Annotated in this window: 14 protein-coding genes and 1 pseudogene; 2 read left to right on the plus strand and 13 right to left on the minus strand. The window is 45.9% G+C overall.

From position 1 onward, the window contains the following. Window positions 1–51 precede the first annotated feature (51 nt). Both AC1DLM_RS05040 and AC1DLM_RS05045 read right to left on the minus strand, forming a co-directional pair. Window positions 52–381 carry a hypothetical protein gene (locus AC1DLM_RS05040; RefSeq protein WP_441988853.1) on the minus strand — a complete coding sequence of 110 codons (330 nt, stop codon included), beginning with the start codon at window positions 379–381 and terminating at the stop codon, window positions 52–54. A gap of 103 nt (window positions 382–484) precedes the next feature. Next, window positions 485–2035, minus strand: coding sequence for an FAD-dependent oxidoreductase (locus AC1DLM_RS05045; protein ID WP_477569307.1), 1551 nt, complete (start codon window positions 2033–2035; stop codon window positions 485–487). Window positions 2036–2201: 166 nt separating this feature from the next. On the opposite strand from AC1DLM_RS05045, the gene AC1DLM_RS05050 reads away from it, so the two are divergent. Continuing rightward, window positions 2202–2741 carry a GNAT family N-acetyltransferase gene (locus AC1DLM_RS05050; protein WP_477569308.1) on the plus strand — a complete coding sequence of 180 codons (540 nt, stop codon included), beginning with the start codon at window positions 2202–2204 and terminating at the stop codon, window positions 2739–2741. 1169 nt (window positions 2742–3910) lie between these two features. Here AC1DLM_RS05050 and AC1DLM_RS05055 read toward each other — a convergent pair. The 4 genes from AC1DLM_RS05055 to AC1DLM_RS05070 form a co-directional block, all read right to left on the minus strand. Further along, entirely contained in the window at window positions 3911–4144 is a 234-nt protein-coding gene (locus tag AC1DLM_RS05055; protein ID WP_376769501.1) for a DUF1128 domain-containing protein, read from the minus strand. Between the two features lie 114 nt (window positions 4145–4258). Then, window positions 4259–4915, minus strand: a complete 657-nt coding sequence (locus tag AC1DLM_RS05060) for a TetR/AcrR family transcriptional regulator (RefSeq protein ID WP_477569309.1) — start codon at window positions 4913–4915, stop codon at window positions 4259–4261. 58 nt (window positions 4916–4973) lie between these two features. Then, window positions 4974–5615 carry a YigZ family protein gene (locus AC1DLM_RS05065; protein ID WP_056609032.1) on the minus strand — a complete coding sequence of 214 codons (642 nt, stop codon included), beginning with the start codon at window positions 5613–5615 and terminating at the stop codon, window positions 4974–4976. Between the two features lie 165 nt (window positions 5616–5780). Beyond that, entirely contained in the window at window positions 5781–7136 is a 1356-nt protein-coding gene (locus tag AC1DLM_RS05070; protein ID WP_056609606.1) for a glucose-6-phosphate isomerase, read from the minus strand. A 124-nt stretch (window positions 7137–7260) separates the two neighbouring features. Here AC1DLM_RS05070 and AC1DLM_RS05075 point away from each other — a divergent pair, with 124 nt between their 5' ends. Further along, window positions 7261–8547: an NAD(P)-binding domain-containing protein gene (locus AC1DLM_RS05075; protein WP_477569310.1), complete on the plus strand. Its 1287-nt coding sequence runs from the start codon at window positions 7261–7263 to the stop codon at window positions 8545–8547. 92 nt (window positions 8548–8639) lie between these two features. Here AC1DLM_RS05075 and AC1DLM_RS05080 read toward each other — a convergent pair whose 3' ends face one another. The 7 genes and pseudogenes from AC1DLM_RS05080 to AC1DLM_RS05110 form a co-directional block, all read right to left on the minus strand. Beyond that, window positions 8640–10160: a type 2 periplasmic-binding domain-containing protein gene (locus AC1DLM_RS05080; protein ID WP_441988847.1), complete on the minus strand. Its 1521-nt coding sequence runs from the start codon at window positions 10158–10160 to the stop codon at window positions 8640–8642. Between the two features lie 68 nt (window positions 10161–10228). Next, window positions 10229–11803 carry a glycoside hydrolase family 43 protein gene (locus tag AC1DLM_RS05085; protein WP_477569311.1) on the minus strand — a complete coding sequence of 525 codons (1575 nt, stop codon included), beginning with the start codon at window positions 11801–11803 and terminating at the stop codon, window positions 10229–10231. 64 nt (window positions 11804–11867) lie between these two features. Then, complete coding sequence (locus tag AC1DLM_RS05090) at window positions 11868–12740, minus strand: carbohydrate ABC transporter permease (protein ID WP_236288319.1); 873 nt, start codon at window positions 12738–12740, stop codon at window positions 11868–11870. A 30-nt stretch (window positions 12741–12770) separates the two neighbouring features. Beyond that, window positions 12771–13664 (minus strand): ABC transporter permease, encoded by an 894-nt coding sequence (locus AC1DLM_RS05095; protein WP_236288661.1) that lies wholly within the window; start codon window positions 13662–13664, stop codon window positions 12771–12773. A 341-nt stretch (window positions 13665–14005) separates the two neighbouring features. Next, complete coding sequence (locus AC1DLM_RS05100; RefSeq protein ID WP_477569312.1) at window positions 14006–16324, minus strand: helix-turn-helix domain-containing protein; 2319 nt, start codon at window positions 16322–16324, stop codon at window positions 14006–14008. Window positions 16325–16394: 70 nt separating this feature from the next. Further along, complete coding sequence (locus tag AC1DLM_RS05105; protein WP_477569361.1) at window positions 16395–17951, minus strand: glycoside hydrolase family 43 protein; 1557 nt, start codon at window positions 17949–17951, stop codon at window positions 16395–16397. A gap of 276 nt (window positions 17952–18227) precedes the next feature. Then, a pseudogene (locus AC1DLM_RS05110) lies at window positions 18228–19340 on the minus strand (glycoside hydrolase family 28 protein); the annotation flags it as partial. Window positions 19341–19602: the final 262 nt, after the last annotated feature.

Below are 19602 nucleotides of genomic sequence, written 5' to 3' on the forward strand. Positions count from 1 at the left end.
AATGAGAAAAGACTCTTCCCAGAAGGAAAGAGTCTTTTTCGAGCGCGATGATCAGAACCAGAGTCCTGGACCACCGAAGCCGCCAAAGCCAGGGCCAAAGCCACCGCCAAACCCACCAAAGCCAGGGCCAAAGCCTCCACCAAAGCCACCGCCAAACCCACCAAAGCCAAAAGGTGTAGTGCCAATCGCTAACAGGTCAAATAAAACCAACGGAATAATCGCTTTTACTTGCACTTTTTTTCCGTTTTGTGGAGAAACCATCAACGTGTTACCGCTGATCCGCACCAATTTACCCGTTACTTGTGTACCATCTTTCTTAAGAGCCACAATTTCTTTCCCGATCAATTTACGCACTTCGTCTTTACGAATTCTGGATGCCACGAACGTCCACCTCCTTCACGTGAGCAGAGATACATTGCTCTACAGTGTATGGCTTATGGGGTAATATCGCATGGATAGCTGTCCATTTTTAGCAAAAATACGCTCATGTCTCTACAGTAAGCTTGGTCAATGCCTTTTTGGCTGGTCCTTCAATGACATCACCTTGGAACGAATATCTGGAACCGTGACACGGACAGTCCCATGTACGCTCCGCGTCATTCCAATCGACTTCACACCCCAAATGGGTACAAGTCGTATCAACAATGTGCAGTTCGCCATTCGGCTCTCTGTAAGCACCAGCTCTCTTCCCCTTCACACTAACGACAGCCCCTTCATCAGGCGACAGTTCTTCAGGGTGCTTATGCAGCAAATCAAACTTGCCAGCAACAAACTCTTTGGCCACGTTGGCATTCTGCATGACAAATGTTTTGATGCTGGGATCGGCATGGAAACGATGCGGTGTAAACACTTCTTCGTAGGGGCTCTTCTCCCCTAGAATAATCTTCGTATTCAGCAACGCCGCTACCATGCTGGTCGTCATTCCCCATTTGCGAAAGCCAGTCGCCATGAGGAGGTTAGGAGCATCGGAAAACTGCTGTCCGATATAGGGCATTTTATCCAGTGTGAACACATCTTGAGCCGACCAACGATACAAAATCTCCTGAAGACCGAACATCTCCTCGCCGAACTTCTGAAGATTTTCATAATACTGATGCGTACATAGACCTTGCCCTGTCTTATGACCCTCACCGCCGATAAGAACCGCAGGTTCCCCATTGATGGTGACAGCACGAAGAGAACGAGTTGGCTGCTCTACGTTGATGTACATCCCCCCAGGGTAAGCTTTCTCCGTGCGTGCTGCAATGACATACGACTTCTCCGCATGCAGACGAGTGAAATACGCGCCCTTGATGTCGTTGAACGGATAGTGGGAGGCTGTGACAACATAATTGCATGTAACTTGATGCCCTTGCTTTGTTTTGACAAGGGATGGCTGCTCTTGGGTCGCACCTACGACGGTTGTTCCCTCATAAATTTGACCACCCAGCTTCGTAATCTCCTGAAGGAGTCTGATCAGGTAAGGCACAGGATTGAACCTAGCTTGCCCCTGTAGTCGGATGGCTGCTTTCGTCGCGAAAGGCAGAGGCGTGGATTCCAGATAATCGCCACCGATTTGCAGCTGCCCATATGCCATGTATTCGTCCTGTAGTTGGTTTAAATAATCATCATCACTCGTATAGAGATAAGCATCTTCATCTGTAAGCTGACAGTCGATGTTTAGATCAGCAATCGTTTGTTTGATGAGCGTCAGCGCTTCTTGATTGGCCTCATAATAAAGACGAGTCTTCTCCTCTCCAAAATGGGAAAGAAACTCATGATATATCAGTCCATGCTGCGTTGTAATTTTGGCGGTCGTGTGTCCCGTCGTTCCTTCTAGGATTGGACCGGCATTCAGAACAACAACCTTAACGCCTCGCTTGGCGAGCACATACGCGGTTGTGATTCCAGTAATACCTGCGCCAATGACGACGACATCGGTCTTCAGATCGGTTGTTAGTGGGGGAAACTGAGGGAGCTTGTCAACAGAATCAAGCCAGAATGACTTGGGGAATTGCGGTAAAGTTGCGGCGGAAGCCTCTCCATGTTGCGTCAATGTCACGTTCTCCTTATGTTCCAATTTCTACCTATTTTGTCCTTAGTAGAGGGATTTTATGTATGGGAAAATGGATGATGTCTTGTCATAGAACGTATGTTCCAATAAGATGATAGAAACAGCTATAGCTCATTGCGAGATTACTAATTATATGAGGAGTGAGAAAATGTCTGAGAAAGTGTCAAAGGTTAGTATCGTTCCTTGGTCCGAATCGGATCTTGAACTTCTGCGGCTGATTAATGCTCCTGAGATGATGGAGCACCTGGGTGGTCCGGAAACAGAGGAGCAGCTGGCAATTCGTCATAAACGGTATCTGGAAATTAGCGGCAAAGGCAAGGGGCACATGTTTAGCATCGTACTACTGCCTGATCGTGAAGCCGTGGGTAGTATTGGCTACTGGGACAGCCATTGGCAAGGAGAACATGTTTACGAAGTCGGTTGGAGTGTGCTACCCGGCTTTCAAGGTCGCGGGCTAGCCAGTAGCGCCTTACAGGCAGCTATTTCCCATGCGAGATCAGAGGCCAAATTTCAGTGGATGCATGCTTTCCCCTCGATTCACAATCCAGCATCGAATGCTGTGTGTCGCAAGCTTAACTTTACGCTGATGAGCGAGTGTGAATTCGAGTATCCGCCTGGACATTTCATGCAATGTAACGATTGGCGATTGGCGATTGATGAATTCCGAGTGCCGATTGATGGGATTTAACTGCAGTATCTAGCATTTGGCGGTCACTAGCATCGCGAAACGTAGAAATCAGGTAAGTAGCTGCTAGTGTGGGGCTCATGCTGGGATTGCTGGGATTGCGCTGATTGATTAAATGGATTTTCTACAGCTAAATCCGGAGAAATCTAGCATTGTTGGCGTTTAACTGGATTTCCTACAGCTAATTGTGCTCAGAATGATCAGTTTTGATGAAATCTGCTGAAATTAATAGGAGAAAATCCATTTATTTCCCAAAAATCGAAAATTTAGCTTGAATTAGATGCAGAAAATCCAGTTATTCACACGATCAGGATGTCTTGCGGCCGCCAAGGGGGATCGGGACAGGAGGGTAAGGAGAGTAGTTGAAGGGTAATTGGAGAGTAGTGAGGATAAATAGACGAATGTGGGAAAATGTGGAGTTATGTGAGGTAGTAGGAGAATATGAAGTAGTGTGAGGTAATAGGAGAATGTGAAGTAGTGTGAGGTAGTAGGAAAATGTGAGGTAATGTGAGGTAATAGGAGAATGTGAAGTAATGTGGAGTAGTAGGAGAATGTGAAGTAATGAGTAGCAAGGGAGTGAGTGGAAGCTATGAATGTAGTGCCCGATGGATTAAGGTTGTTGATTTTCTGAGTACTCTTAAGTCTTCAAGTCCTCTAACCCTGTGAGAAAACCTCTATCGAGGCTATTCAAAGATGTGCGATCGCGTTAAAGCTGAGAGACTTTGGTCTCCGACCAAAGGTCCCTATATATGGTTTTATCGCCAAATAGAAAGATGTTTTCGGGATCCGAAAACTTATACTTTCTATTGTGGTCAAAAATGCAAAAGAGCACTTTTAGAGTGGGTTTCCCCACCCTTATCGGAAATTGATGCAAATAGGCATCAATTTGGAGTGATTTCAGGAGATTATCCTTAAATACGTTAAAAAGGTTGCCTTTTTGCACGAATTCACCAATTTCATCCATGATTTAGCGAAAAAGGTTGTATTTTTGCATTTTTGAGAAGGGGAGCGATGAGCGAGAGTAATTCACCAAACCCCCACGCTGCCCCGTAGTTCCAAGTTCGGGGTTCGGGGCGAAATCACAACAAAAAACCGCTCCTCCAACACAAGGTCAGAAACAGCGGCAGGCTTATGGGGTGAGGCGGTATGCTTTTAGGATAAGTATGAGTCTACTAGGCTTTGCGAATTTTCCCAAGCTCGGTTGTAATCGCATCAATCTCGCTAATGCTGAAACGATCCTTGCTCGTGACCATATCATAAAGATCTTTCAAATCCTCGTACATTTCTTCTTTCACGTTGGAGGCTTTAATGGATCCTCCTGTTGCCATGCGCAGCTTTCTCGTAATACCTTCAAACATAAATTCAACGTTCGCTTCCGACCATGTATTCAAATCCAATGTAATCATCCTTCCATTGCTGTCTTTTCATCATTTTAAAGCACATACAAGGTAATGTAAAATACAGTTTGTCTCATATGCAAAAAAGAAGCAAAGACAGAACGTCTCGCTTCCTTATTTCTTCTATATCACGATTGATTTAAGTGCATTCGGCCCAACCATTTTGACTAGCGGACGTTGCAATTCAGCAGAATCGACATCCAGACTAACACAGATAAGGCGAATATGCTCGTCAGCCAATCTACGTGCATCCTCGTATGATAGCTTAAACTGAATACAATAGGAAATAAAGCCATGTAAAGACATAAACAAATTCCACGGAAGTGTAAACTTCCGACTCTCAGCTCCTGGCTGATCTACCATCACTTCACGAATCACAATGGCAAACATGTCCAAGCACTGCGCCTGTTCGGTACGCGAGTACTGCTGTAGTTCTGGCTCGTTAATCATAAACATCATTTCGTAGTGATTCGGATTACTTAAACCAAACCAGACGAATTCCATCATTAACTTTTGAAGCAAATTCACGCTAAACCCATGCTCACGAACAATCATTTCCCGCTGACGCTGCAGCAGTAAGGCAAAATCGTCTTTAATTAGTGCATAAAATAACTCAGCTTTTTCATTAAAATGGTAATATAACGCACCATGACTGTACCCCATTGCTTTAGCAATGCTTCGCATCGTTAAAGCGCGATAGCCGAAAGTAGCGAATAATTCCCGCGCCTCTGTAAGAATTCGTTCTCTGCTAAGCTCTTGCGCGACTGCTTTCCTAGCCATTCCTATCCCTCCGCATCCTCAGCTCATATGAAATTTGTTGGGTCTTCTGGGAGCCTGCCTATTCAGGCAAGCTCTCGTGAACGATATATTCGTTCTCACCCGCGACGATCAAGCTTTGACCTTGTGTAACATCAGTTGCCCAATTCATGAATGCTTCCGCTTCAGCCGCTAAAGGATAACAAGGAACGGTTACTTTGTCCGTGAACCCAATATCCCCTAGCAGCATCCCTTGATTTCTCAGTTCGTTTTCCAGTTTGCCATACCATGTATAATCGACTTCAATCAGCACGAGCTGATGATTTACTTTATAAATCGGCTTTCCTGCTTCTATGCCTGCCACAGCCCCATCCGTATAAGCGCGAATAAGTCCGCCAGCACCTAACATGATGCCACCAAAATAACGAGTAACTACGACAACGGTATTCTTGAGCCCTTGATGCTTCATCACTTCCAGAATCGGCTTCCCTGCGGTACCGCTGGGTTCTCCATCATCGGATTGCTTCTGGATTTGATCCCGCTCCCCAATGATATACGCACTGCAATTATGCGTAGCCGCTCTGTGTTCTTTCTTGATCGCTTCAATAAACTGGATTGCTTCTTCTTCTGACTCTACGGGTTTAGCATGACCGATGAAACGTGACTTCTTGATGATAATCTCAGACGAACCATACGAATGGATTGTGCGATAATGTGCTAGCATAGCCAACCTTTCTCGGTAGAAGGAAACAACTGTTTCACTATATTCTACACACAACATTAGACTTCGACAATATAGAAAGAAAATTTACCACATAAATAATGGAAAAAAAGGTGCAAAAAAACGACCTATCCGATAGGATTGATCGTTTTTATTGTGAGTTGCTAATTACTGCTGCAAACGAGCTTCAAGTTCCGCTTTTTCTTTCTCATAGCCAGGCTTGCCTAAGAGGGCAAACATGTTCTTTTTGTAAGCTTCAACACCTGGTTGATCGAACGGATTCACACCCATCAAATAGCCGCTGATGCCGCATGCTTTTTCAAAGAAATAGACCATGTATCCGAAAGAGTAAGGCGTCATATCGGGCAATGTTACGATCAGGTTCGGTACTTGACCGTCCGTGTGCGCAAGCATCGTGCCTTGGAATGCCTTCTTGTTCACGAAATCCATCGTTTTGCCGCTAAGGAAATTCAGACCATCCAGATCATCGCTATCTGTACCGATTGTGATATGATCAGCCACTTGGTCAACTTGGATAACCGTTTCGAACAAAATGCGATTACCATCTTGAACGAACTGTCCCATGGAGTGAAGATCCGTTGAGAAGTCTACGGAAGCAGGATAAATCCCTTTGTAGTCCTTCCCTTCGCTCTCACCGAACAATTGCTTCCACCACTCCGATACGAAGTGCAAGGATGGCTCATAGTTCACAAGGATTTCAATCGTTTTTCCTTTACGATACAAGGAGTTACGAACAGCTGCATATTGGTAAGCTTGGTTTTCGCTCAGCTTCGGATTCGAGAATTCTTGCTGCGCATCTGCCGCACCTTTCATGATCGCTTCAACATCAATGCCAGCAGTCGCAATTGGCAATAAACCAACCGCTGTTAGCACGGAGTAACGTCCACCAACATCATCCGGAATAACGAAAGTTTCGTAGCCTTCTGCTGTTGCCAAAGTTTTGAGAGCGCCCTTCTCCTGATCCGTTGTTGCGTAGATACGCTTGCGAGCGGCTTCCTTACCGTATTTCTTCTCCAATAATTCGCGGAAAATACGGAAAGCAATCGCTGGCTCAGTTGTTGTACCGGATTTGGAGATCACATTCACGGAGAAATCTTTGCCTTCAAGCAATTGAAGCAAGTGCGTGACATATGTAGAAGAGATGTTATTTCCTACGAAATAAATCTCAGGTGTTTTACGTTTATCTTTTGGCAAAATGTTATAAAAAGAATGAGACAACATTTCTAGCGCAGCACGTGCACCTAGATAGGAACCACCAATACCGATCACGACAAGCACGTCGGAATCCGATTGAATTTGCTTCGCGGACGCTTGAATGCGGGCAAACTCTTCACGATTATAGTTCTCAGGAAGATCTACCCATCCTAAATAATCAGAGCCTGCACCTGTTTTGTTATGAAGCTGATCATGGGCTAGCTCCACTTGTGCCGACAAATAATCGACCTCATGCTGGGATAGAAAGGATAATGCCTTGCTGTAATCAAATTGTAATTTTTTACTCAATAGGTTCGCCTCCATCTCTATTTTTCACCTTTTCCTAGCATACTTATTTGCTTGTCTAAAAGCAAGCGAGAAAGGAATTCACAGGTATTAATTCCCATGCTAAAATGAAGTCAGAGGTGAGGACATGAAACGTATCGGCTTTATTGGACTTGGCACAATGGGTAGGCCCATGGCTGCTAACCTTATTCAAAAAGGTTTTATGGTAACTGTGTATAATCGTACTGCTGGCAAAGCGGACGAGCTTGAGCAAATGGGGGCTGAGGTTGGCCTCACGCCTGCGGAAGTCGCTCGCAACTCAGATGTCCTATTTACAATGCTCAGCAATGATGCTGCGCTTCTCGAAACATTTTACAGTGAGCAAGGTATTCTGAGCGGTATTCACCCGGCACTCACGATTATTGACACCAGCACCGTATCTCCCCAAACAAGTCAAAAGCTCGCGGAAGAGCTCGCAGCACATTTCGTCGACTTCCTCGACGCGCCTGTTACAGGTACGAAGCCCGCTGCTGAAGCAGGTACGCTTACGTTCATGGTTGGCGGCAGCCAGGAAGTATTCGAAGAGCAGCAAGAATTGTTCCACGTACTTGGCAGCAAAGCCCTTTACCTAGGACCGAGCGGTTCTGGCTCCTATGCCAAGCTCGCTCACAATACGATGGTCGGGATTAATCTTGCGGGACTTGCCGAAGGCCTGTCAATTGCCACGAAAGCTGGGATTCACCCTAGTCAATTCTTAGAAATCGTCCGCTCAGGCGGAGCCAATAGCAAGCAAGTTGAGCTCAAAGGCGATAAAATTCTCGATCGCGATTTCAGCAATCAATTCTCCTTGAAGCTGATGCTGAAAGATTTACTGCTCGCGCAAGAAATAACGAGTAAGTTTCAATTACCGACGCMAATGCTGCAGTCTGCTACCAATCTGTTCCAGATCGGCCTAAGTAAAGGCTTAGGTGAAGAAGATCTTAGCGCTGTCATTAAGTGCTACGAGGAATGGATGGGACAAGATGTTGTTAATCCTAGTGCACCTGTTGTTACGGAACCGGTGAAAGCCGCTTCCCCGCTCTCGGGTCGCGAACGTCGCAAGAATACACGGGTTCAGCTGGATATTAACTTGAAACTGTCCATTTACCAATGGGAGCAAGAAGGCTCTTTTTCCGGGCAAAATATTGACGGAACTCTCTTCGATTTATCCGAAAGCGGACTGCAGATCACGACCAATGTGCTGCTTGCGCCGGATATGTTCGTCGTCATCCACTTCCCTCAAGAAGCTGGATTACCACCGATTACGGGTCGTGTCATTCGCATCGTGACCGAAGGACGCAGCTTCCGCTATGGTTGTATGCTTTCCGGCTTGCCGCCTTATGTGCGGATTAAGCTTGAGCAGTATATTGAGGATCATATTGCGAGTGCGGTGTAGAACATTTAAGCATTATACACTTTACTAAATAGCGCTATTAGGAAAAGAGCTGTCCCTAGGGGACCCTAGAGACAGCTCTTTTTTACAATCCATTATTTCTTTTTCGCTTTTGCATAAGACTCTTTGAATTCTTGGATCACTTTGTCTCCGCCAGCTGTTCGCCACTTCTGAATCTCAGCCTTCCAGCCCGCTTCATCAATTTTACCCATAATGAATTTCGTTTCGGCATCTGTAATCATTTGATCCAGCTCTTTGCCCTTCTCTGAGATCGTAGCCGAATCTAGCGTAAGCGCTGGGTTTACCACGATATACTTCTCATTTTCTAGGCCAATCTTTTTGTTCTTATTAAACAGATCTGGCTGTTTCATAGGCTTCGCTATATTGTAAGCCTCACTACGTTGAGGCAAGTTATCACGATAAGGCTTCACTTCTTTGGCATCCGCATCACGATCAAGCGGCTCAGTAAATTCGCCCTTATCCGCCCAATGCTTTCCTTCAATCCCTTTTACCAATAGCATTGCCATCGTCGGATCCATGAGCTTATCCACAAAGGTTAATACCTTCTTCATCTCAGCTTCGGTCTTAACGGATGACTTTGGAATCGCCAAGAAACCGTTGTTCCCACTCTCACTCGGCAATTTAATGCCGTTCGGGCCCTCAAGAGGTCCTGCATCAATAACCGCTGTCGGCACAACTTTAATGAGTTTATCATACCAAGACTGCGCATTGCCTCCGCTAATCGTGATACCTCCGCGTCCTGATTGATATTGTTTATCAACTTCTGTCACGTCGACTACTGCAAAGTCTTGGTTAATCAACTTCTCTTCGTACAGCCGCTTAAACAACTTCATCGTTTCGAAGAATGGCTCCGAGACAAATTCTGGTGTAAAGCTGCCGTCCACGACTTGCCATTTGTTCGGCCCGCCTTGGGAAACGGTAATTCGAGTTAACAAGGAATCCGCGTCTTGATTATATCTTTTGGATAAAATGAGTCCGTACGTATCGTTCTTGCCATTTTTATCAGGGTCACCTGTGGTCATCCCTTTGGCAACGTTATACCAGTCATCCAACGTTTTCGGTGCTTTAAGACCTAGTGCATCCATCCAATCTTTGCGGAAATGAACAACAGACCGTCCTAAATCGCGAAACAAAGGAACACCATACACCTTACCGTTAACCGCAATATTGTCATAGAACTGCTGATTTTGAGCAGCCAGGTTTTTGTAATCTTTGAGATAGGGCCCGATTTCCCAGAACAAATCTGATTTGACGGAGCTAATGATACTCGGGTTATTGTAGTTTAGTTTGATCAACTTAGGCAGCTCATTCGAAGCAATCATGACATTAACCTTTTCATCATAGGCAGCCTGAGGTATCCATTGTATTTGCAGATCAGTGTTCGTATAGGCTCTAATCGACTTCTCCATTTCACTGTCTTTCGAAGGCACTTCACCAACCTGGTTCACCACAAGTGAAAGTGGAAAAGGCGTATTGTCCGGAACCTTCATCGTGCTTGCCGATCCTGTATCTCCCTTACTCGAACAAGCTGTTAATACGGTCGTTGTCAACAAAGCTGTTCCCATAAGCGTCGCAATCTGTTTTCTTCTGTTCATTCTAGTTACCCCTCCAATGAATGATTATACGCTAAATGAAGCTTAAGCCGTTACTTGTTGGCTGAAGATCAATTCGTATCGAGCTCAACGTACTCAAAATAATCAAAATCCGCATGGTTCTTGCTCTGTCCGCCATTACTCTCCGCAAACAGGCCTATGTATGCGCCAACAAATCCACCAGCTTTATCCGCGCTCAAAATGGTAGCGTCGACATGATCACATAACAGCATCCAAGCTTCCGCTGTTTCAGCGTAGTCAAAGCGCAAGCTCTGTTCGAGCGCCTCCACCTTCAGATAGACGCGATCGGCATGGAGCTTACAAGAAGCAAGCACAGTCTCGATGCCATTCTCCCTTCTAACGAGTCGCAGGATCGTTTGGGAACTTTCATTCATGCTGATTTCCAGCCTGAATTGGAAGTCATTGTTCTGCAGCAGCACTAAACCTGCGGCTTCATGAGGGCTTCCCGGCGTGAACGCCACCGAAGTTCGCACGGCAAATGAGAAATGCTGCTGGCGCCGCCCTACGAAGCTTGGATTCTCAAACTTCGTGATGGAATCTGGCTTTAGCCGCAACCTGAGATGCCCGGGCCGCTCCGTGAGGCTCCAGAAATCACCTCGCGGTGTCCGCAGGAAGCTCCACCGTTGATCCAACTCAGGTGTGTCGAAGTGATCGCACGCTGGCTTCGAAGACCAACGATGTTGTGGTAAATCTGGCCGACGCATTTCCAATTCCACGATGCCTTTGCCTGGATTGACAACCGGCCATCCTTCTTCCCATATAAATGGAATTAGGAACGTTTCACGCCCCATATTCCGGTAATGCCCTCCATAAGGCCGGGAGGCTAGACAAACCATCCACCACTCCCCGTTTTGCGTTTCTACAATATCCGCATGCCCGACATTTACAATCCCGTAGGCTTGCCCTAAATGGCGATGCGTCAGTATGGGATTGGTTTTGCCGACCTCGTAAGGTCCCGTCAATGTCTCAGATCGAGCAATTGTCACGGAATGTGTATGACCAGTTCCACCCTCTGCGATGATTAAGTAGTAATAACCGTTGATGCGGTACAAATGCGGCCCTTCCTGCGCATGAATGCCCTTCAATGCGCCATCCCATAAGCTGAAGGTTGGACCGACGAGTTGTTTCGTCTCCAGATCAAGCTCCTGCAGCCATATTTCCATATGCTTCGGATACTGCTGCCCAGCAGGCGGCATACGGTTACCGGTGTAATACGCCTTGCCGTCTTCATCGAAAAGCAACGATGGATCTATTCCTGGCGCACCTTGAAGCCAGAAGGGGTCCGACCAAGGACCTGCTGGATTGTCGGCCGTAACGAAGAAATTCCTGCGCTCGCCTGTCGCACTCACCACGAATGTCGTGATCATATAGAAGACACCATTCGCATAGCGAATCGTTGGCGCATAAATCCCTCTAGAGCATGGCGTTCCGTCTAAGTTCAGCTGAGTGGGACGATCCAACACATGCCCTAACTGCTGCCAATGAACAAGGTCCTTACTGTGGAAAATTGGAACCCCTGGGTAATACTCAAACGTAGACGTCACCATGTAATAGTCATCCCCAACCCTACAAATTGAAGGATCAGGATAAAAACCAGGCAATATCGGATTACGAAATGTAGACATGTGTACGCTCCTCCTCTTCATAAAAGGGCTAATTATCGTGTATTATCGCACCTAGCATCTAGCTCTAACCTTTAACCGAGCCTAACATAACGCCTTTTGTGAAATGCTTTTGCAAGAACGGATACACAATCAAGATTGGCAATGTTGCAAATACAATGACCGCCATGCGGATCGTCAAAGGTTGAATTTCCGTCTCATCGAATCCCGTGTCGCCAATCCGGCTTTGAGCCAGCATAATAATCTCTCTTAGGAGCACTTGAATCGGCCACTTCGCATTATCATTGATATAAATAATCGCATTGAAGAATTGATTCCAGTGCGCCACCGCATAAAATAAACCAAAGGTAGCCATGGCTGGCATGGAGAGCGGCAGCACGATTCGGAACAAGACACCGAGGTCTGTACAGCCATCAATTTTAGCTGAATCTTCTAACCCGTCCGGAATCTCTTGGAAGAAATTTTTCAAAACGATAAGATTAAAGGCACTAATAGCACTTGGAATCATCAGCGACCATAACGTATTCGTCAGATGCAAGTCCTTGACTACAAAATACGTGGGAATCATACCACCGCTAAACAACATGGTGATCAGAACGCCAAGTAAAATCGTTTGTCGTCCTCTTAGCTTCTTTTTCGCTAATGGATAGGCCATGAGGGCTGTGAATAATAAGTTGATAAACGTCCCGACGACCGTAATATAAATGGAAACCATCATGCTGCGAATCAAGGTATTCGTGGATAAAATATAGGTATAAGCAGAGAGCGACCATTCCTTGGGAAATAAGAGGATGCCGCCCTTGGCCACCTCGGATGGGCTTGTAAACGAAATGGCTAATACATATACAAAGGGCAAGACACAGACAAGTGCGACAATGAGCAGCACCGTATAGTTAATTGCGTCAAAGATGCGGTTTCCAAGCGTTTTATCATAAGACATTGCAGTCATTCCTCCATTTATGAGCTATGATCAGTAGACGCCCTCTTGCCCAAATCGTTTGGCGAGCCAATTAGAGCCTAGAACAAGAAATAATCCAACTGTAGACTTGAATAAACCGACAGCCGCGCTGTATCCGAACTGCCCTTGCTCCAAGCCTTTCATATACACGTACGTATCAAACACTTCGCCAACCTCGCGGTTTGTCGGTGCAAGCATCAAGAAGATATGCTCGAAGCCCGCATCGAGAAAGTTACCTAGACGAAGGATGAAGAGAATCACAATCGTAGAGCTGATCGCTGGCAGTGTAATGTGCCACACTTGCCGCCACCGAGAAGCACCATCCATTCTTGCAGCTTCATATAATTGCATATCAACGCCAGCAAGCGCTGCCAAGAAGATGATGGTCCCCCAGCCAACTTCCTTCCAAATCGATTGCGTGACGATCATCGTTCGGAACCATTCTGGCTCCATGAGGAAGGCAATCTTTTCACCGGTCAACTTAAACAATAATTCGTTGAGTATACCGTTCTCTGTCGTAAGCAGAATGTAAAAGATACCAACGACCACGACCCAAGAAACAAAATGGGGGATATAGACCAACGTTTGCACAAACCGTTTGAACTTCTCCCTGCGTATCTCATTCATCATTAGGGAAAGTACGATCGGTAAGGGGAAAAAGAAAGCAATATTGTATAAGGCAAGTAATACCGTATTTCGGAATAATCCCCAAAACTGCGGTTCATTAAAGAAACGATGAAAATGCTTTAAACCTACCCACGGGCTCCCCATATATCCCAAATGAGGCTTGTAATCCTGAAAAGCCATTAGGATGCCATACATCGGAATATATTTGAAAATAATGAAATACGCGACGCCAGGCAACAACATATAGTAAAGCCATTTGTCACGAATAAAATCTTGCATCCATATCGCCTTGCGCTGTTTGATTTTCGCTTTTTTGATTGGAGCCGCTTTCAATCCTGTATCTAGCTTCATGTCAATTCTCTCCTTCTGCTATCCATCCGATATGGGATATGACTCGAGTATGTGTGATCCCCCTATGTAAAGAAATACCTTGCAGATAACTTGATTGAAAGTTAGGAAGAGAACCATCTATCTATGGCCAATTACGGTATAACATAGCTTTCACACAACTTGGCGTATGCCGTAAGAAACCTCCATGTAACACGGGGAAAAGGAAAAAGACTACCTCATTGACCGGTATCTAACCGTTATGAGATAGCCTTTATGATCTTAGGTGGTATCTACTTCTGATCGAGCAGCTCCCTATAGCTGCCTGGTGTCATACCGAAGGTTTTGCGGAAGGTTCGGATGAAGGCACTAATATTTTTATACTGCAATTTCTCCCCGATTTCTGAAATCTTCAGGTTCGTTGTCTCTAGCATCACTTTCGCCATGTTCATGCGGTATTCCGACAAATAATCGCTGAACGACACGCCAATTTCTTTCTTGAAAACACGACTTAAATAAACAGGATGGAAATTTAGGGCAGATGCACACGATTCCAACGTCATTTCCTGATCGTACTGTTCATGAATCATTCGCATTAGACGATCAGCAATATTTAGGAACTGAGTATCCGCCTTTTCGGTGAGAATACGGACGACCGGCGCGAATAACCGCGATTGAAACCATAAGGAAATTTCCTCGCGCGTCTGCAGCTTGAGGAAGCGCTCAATATCCCCATCGCCGTCCAATACCTTTTTCACAGATACGCCTCGGTCCTGCACAATTAATAAGATACGAGCCATCACCTGCATTAATAAAATATGATGCTCATGTAGAAACCCATCTTTATGCAGAATTGAAGATAAGTATTGGTTAAAGATGTCTACCGCCTTGGGTAACTGAACATCCTTCAACGCCTGAATTAACTGATCTTCAACGACCTTCAKATGCGCATATACGGCGGTTTCCGTATTCCCGTTCTGCTCCATGTCCTCATAATGAACAATGATATCAGGCCCCAGACTAATCCGAGATTTCAACGCCGTTAAACTTTCGCCATAGGCCTTAACCGTATAGGAAAGCTTATCGAACGACGCGCTAATACCAATGCTCACTTGCAGTTGAAGGTACTGTTCCACAGTCGATTTAATCAGCTCAGCGGTTTGGTAGAAATACGTTTTCAGATCCTGTGTTTGATCCGTAGACACTGCCAGCAACGTAACTTGGGATTCATTCAATAGAATGGGACTAAACCTAGATTGCTGTGGAAGAAGCTCCCCAACAATGTTATTAATAGCGAATAGCAGCAGCTCTCGATCCTGCTCCTGATAACGTGTATCCTGAAGATTATCGATTTGTACCGTAAGAACACCCAGATGATCCCATTCTGTCGGAAACCCATACATTCTAGAACGGTACATGAAATCACTATCGGAGATTTGACCCGTAAATAGCTTCAGCACAAAAAATTCCTTCAAATGAGCCGACTGCCCCTGCATTTGTTTCTCGAGCCGGCCTCTTGATACGAATAAAGATTGCAAGCTTTCCTTGATATAACTCCATTCATCTGTACCCAAACGTTCTGGATTGGCATCGGTATCCATCTTCTTCATAAATTCAAGCAGGCTGCGGATCGGTGTATACATGCGTCGGCTTCCATAGAAAGCAAAGATAAGCACAAGTAGTAAGATGAACCCACACACACCGGCAGTGAATATGGCAATTTTCTTGCTTCCCTTCGTAATTTCCTCGATCGAAACAACATTTACAAAGGTCCAGCTATTGTTCCCAGAGGAAAGATACGATACTCCCATGTTCTTATCACCGATTTTCGCTTTGAAAAAGCCTTGCTTTTGCAGTTGATTGCTCACACGATCCTGAATGATATGATTAATTTCACTGTTAGCTTCTTTGTCACTAGCTGTTGATAGGAAAGCCATCCCMGTTTTATCTAGGACATAATTTTTTCCTAGTGTGTTTTTGGCTGTCAACCCGCCATGGATTTCAGAGGTCGATATTTGTACGACGAGCAGTCCCTTAGGTGTATTTGTCTTTGGAGCAAGCGGGATTTTGTACACGAGACTGATAGTTTCGCTAGGGGCAGAAGTAAGTTCCGATGTCGTATCACTCTCAAGTGCCGTATTAACACTCCCTATATCCCTTGTATTCCAAAAAATACTTTCTGGTTGCTTCGCATAGGCTAGAAATTCCTTCTTATTGTCCATACTGTCTGCTAGCTTCAGCCCATTCAAAGAAACCGCCCAATCTTTCTCAATATTCATGAGATAGGCTTGCTTAACGACGGCTTTGGACTGCATATTATATAATCCTGTCATTAGTTCTCGAACTTGTATGAAGTCTTCACCAGTCAATGATTCATTCATACTCCCTTTAACGAGTGAGGAATTGACGAACTGTAGGGCGGATAATTCCATCGATCTTAAGGTTTGTTCTACACGCATTTGCGTTTGCTGCAATAGCTGCAGGTTACCCTCATTAACCTTTTCTTCGATATCTTGTGTGGCAATATAGTAAGAAGCAATACCAATGATGACTGTTGGAAGCGCACCGAGGATAAGAGTGAAACCGAGTAATCGAAGTAAGTATTTTTGCATGCCAGCACGATTCCCTTCCTAAGTATTGAAGACCAGCATGCGGAATCCTCGACGCCTCCACCAGTCTTAGTTACACCACATGAAACCAGTCGATATCCACATACCCTTGGCTTGCAGCTTCACCTTTGGTAAGACAAAATAATCCAAGCTTGGCACCTACCCAACCGCCGGGGACAGCTTCGAAACCCCTGCCAATTGGCAAGTAATTCGCCCCATCCCAACTATAGCTAAACGTGCAGGATGCCTCTAATTCTACGTCCACACGCAAACAGATCTCGTGAACGCCATGCGGTACAGCTACACTTTCTGTCATCTCTTCACTAGAGGATTCCTTATTCCCGCTGCCTTCACCAAAAACTAGCTTAAACCCTGTATCCGTTTTTTGCAACGCTGTGTAACGGTACGAATGCCCAAAAACAGTTAATCCCGCCAGATTTTGTTCATCGATGTACTGGAAGGAAACCTTGGCTGTAGCTGCAAATACAGGCGCAGGAAACTTCTGACAGAGCACATTCGGAGCCTCATATAGCGTTGCTGCGTGCTCAGGGAGCCGTTGGGCGTAGAGGCGTAGGCTCCCTGGATTCACTGTGAGTGAACACCATTCACTTCGATAGTTTGCTTGCCATTGCCATTGCAGACCTAAGGATGGATCATCGAATTCGTCGCTGGTTTCCGGCACTGCAAGTGGATAGTCTCTGCCTACGTTAGGCTTAGCGTGGATAAGAACAGGCTCGCCAATGCCATCGTCGTTCGTATCTATGCCCATAACTGGCCAATCCTTCTCCCAGCACATTGGCTGTAGATGCACAATTCTTCCGTATGCTTCGCGATCCTGAAAATGAAGAAACCAAGCCTCACCTGAATCCAGTTCAACAAATCCGCCTTGATGAGGCCCGTTGATCGGAGAATCCCCTTGATGCAGAACTATCTTATCCTCATAAGGGCCCATAATCTGTTTGGAACGTAGAATCGTCTGCCAACCAATCGGCACACCGCCTGCAGGGGCAAAGATATAGTAATAGCCATTACGCTTATATAACTTAGGGCCTTCAATCGTTGGGTGATGCTCCGTACCGTCAAATATAATCTCACCATCGCCTAGAAGTGCTGTTCCATCAGGACGCATGGGGCAAATTTTCAGCATACTCTTAATGCCCGTACGACTCTTTGCAAAAGCATGAACCAGGTAGGCCTTGCCATCTTCGTCCCATAATGGACATGGATCTATCCAGCCTTTCACCTCTTTAACCATATGCAGAGGCGACCAAGGACCTACCGCATTCTCGGCGGTTGTCATATAAATCCCCTCATCCGGTGCGCTGAAAAATATCCAAAACTTGCCGTCGTGATACCGAATGCTCGGAGCCCACACACCTTCCCCATGGCGCACCGCTTCATAACTATCGGGAAGACGGTCAATCGCATAGGCGATTACGGTCCAGTTCACCAAATCCTTCGAATGAAGAATGGGCAAGCCAGGGGAGCTGTTAAAGCTTGAAGCTGTCATATAGAAATCTTCCCCGACACGCACGACATCTGGATCCGAATAATCGGCGTAAAGGATGGGGTTGCGGAATTGACCATCCCCTAAATCAGCAAACCAGACTGGCCTCGGATGACGATCCATAAGTCGGATATGACTGCAATTCTTTTGCGTCAGCACGTCACCTGATTTCGGTGTGATATGAACGTCCTGAAATAGAACATTTTGCGCATCGATACAGACGATACCTGTCTCTGCGGCAACGGTTACCCGCTCAAAATGCAGATCGTGAATCGGCATTTCCGGTAGCCCTCGGATGAAAACGCCCTTGGACGAGCCCTCACTTACCGTATCCTTAATCGAAATATGACGGAAACAAGGTGTTTCATCTGTGACCTCGACCCTATCCACCTCATCCTGCTTGATTTCATAATACATATCAAAAACAATCGCACTGTGAATGATATCCTTCATTTGAATATTTGCAATCTGGATATGTTCGACGATGCCGCCGCGACCTCTCGTGCTCTTGAAACGAAGTCCGTTGTCTGTGCCTATGAACGTACAATCTGAGACATTAACATGACGGATATCACCTGACATTTCACTCCCCACCGTAAATCCACCATGTCCGTGATACACGGTACAGTTTCGGATGGAGACATACTCCGTAGGCGCAGCCACCTCGCGTCCTTGTAAGTTTTTACCGGATTTCAGGCAAATCGCATCATCTCCTACATCAAACATACAATCATGAATGTTCGCGAATCGGCATGATTCAAGGTCCAGCCCGTCTCCATTGACGGAATACCATGGATTCCGCACCTTGACGTTGCGAATCGTCACATGCTCGCATAGACGTGGGTGCAAACACCAGCTGCCTGAATTTTGAAAGGTGGGTCCCTCCACTAGGACCTCTGTGCAGGCCGTTAACCCTAGCAGGACAGGGCGCAAGTAAACCTTATAGGGCTCATACTGATCAATTTCGTAATTCCCTTCAGTCTGAAGCGCTTCCGTGTACTTTCTCCCGATCATCGCTTCTTCGGTTGGCCACCACGTGTCCTTGTCGTCGACTACACCGCCAGTTTGCACGATATCGTTCCATACCTGCTGGGTCATTTCATGCTTCCTAACTGGCCGCCACGCATCACCTGAACCGTCGAAAATGCCTGTCCMTGTAATCGCCACTTGCTGCAGCTGCTCCCCATACAGGGCCGGCATAGCCCGCACCGCTTTCAAGCCTTCGTAGTTACTCAGAATGAGGGGATACTCCTCCCATTTTCGGCTGAACGTAACTAGCGCCCCTTCATCCGTATGCAGCCGAACTCGGCTTTGCAGTTGAATGGGACCTGTTAACCAAATCCCGCGCGGGATGACAACTGTTCCTCCTCCCGATGCTGCACAAGCCTCAATCGCCTTGTTGATCGCTGCTGTGTTGGAGTGGACTCCATCCCCCACGGCTCCAAACGCAGTAATCACATAGTGTCTATTCGAAAATTCAGGTACTATCACGGATTGAACTTTCTCTTTCATGTTGTACGCTCTCCTTACCTAATATTGTTTATCTTATTATTAAGGAAAAGTGTCTGATCAGCTATGCACTCCAGACAACCAATTTGCCAAATGAACTTTAATCGCTTGCTGTATATGGGCTCCCGAGTTTCCAGTGCAGCGCAGATGTAGAAAGAAGTTGTTTCCTGCACATTGGTTATATGCTGCATATGGCGGTTTCGACATTATCCTGAAATAAAAAAAGACTCCCCTTCTCATAGTACTATCCCCTTTAACATCATCT

This window comes from Paenibacillus sp. 01T442, from assembly GCF_056398345.1.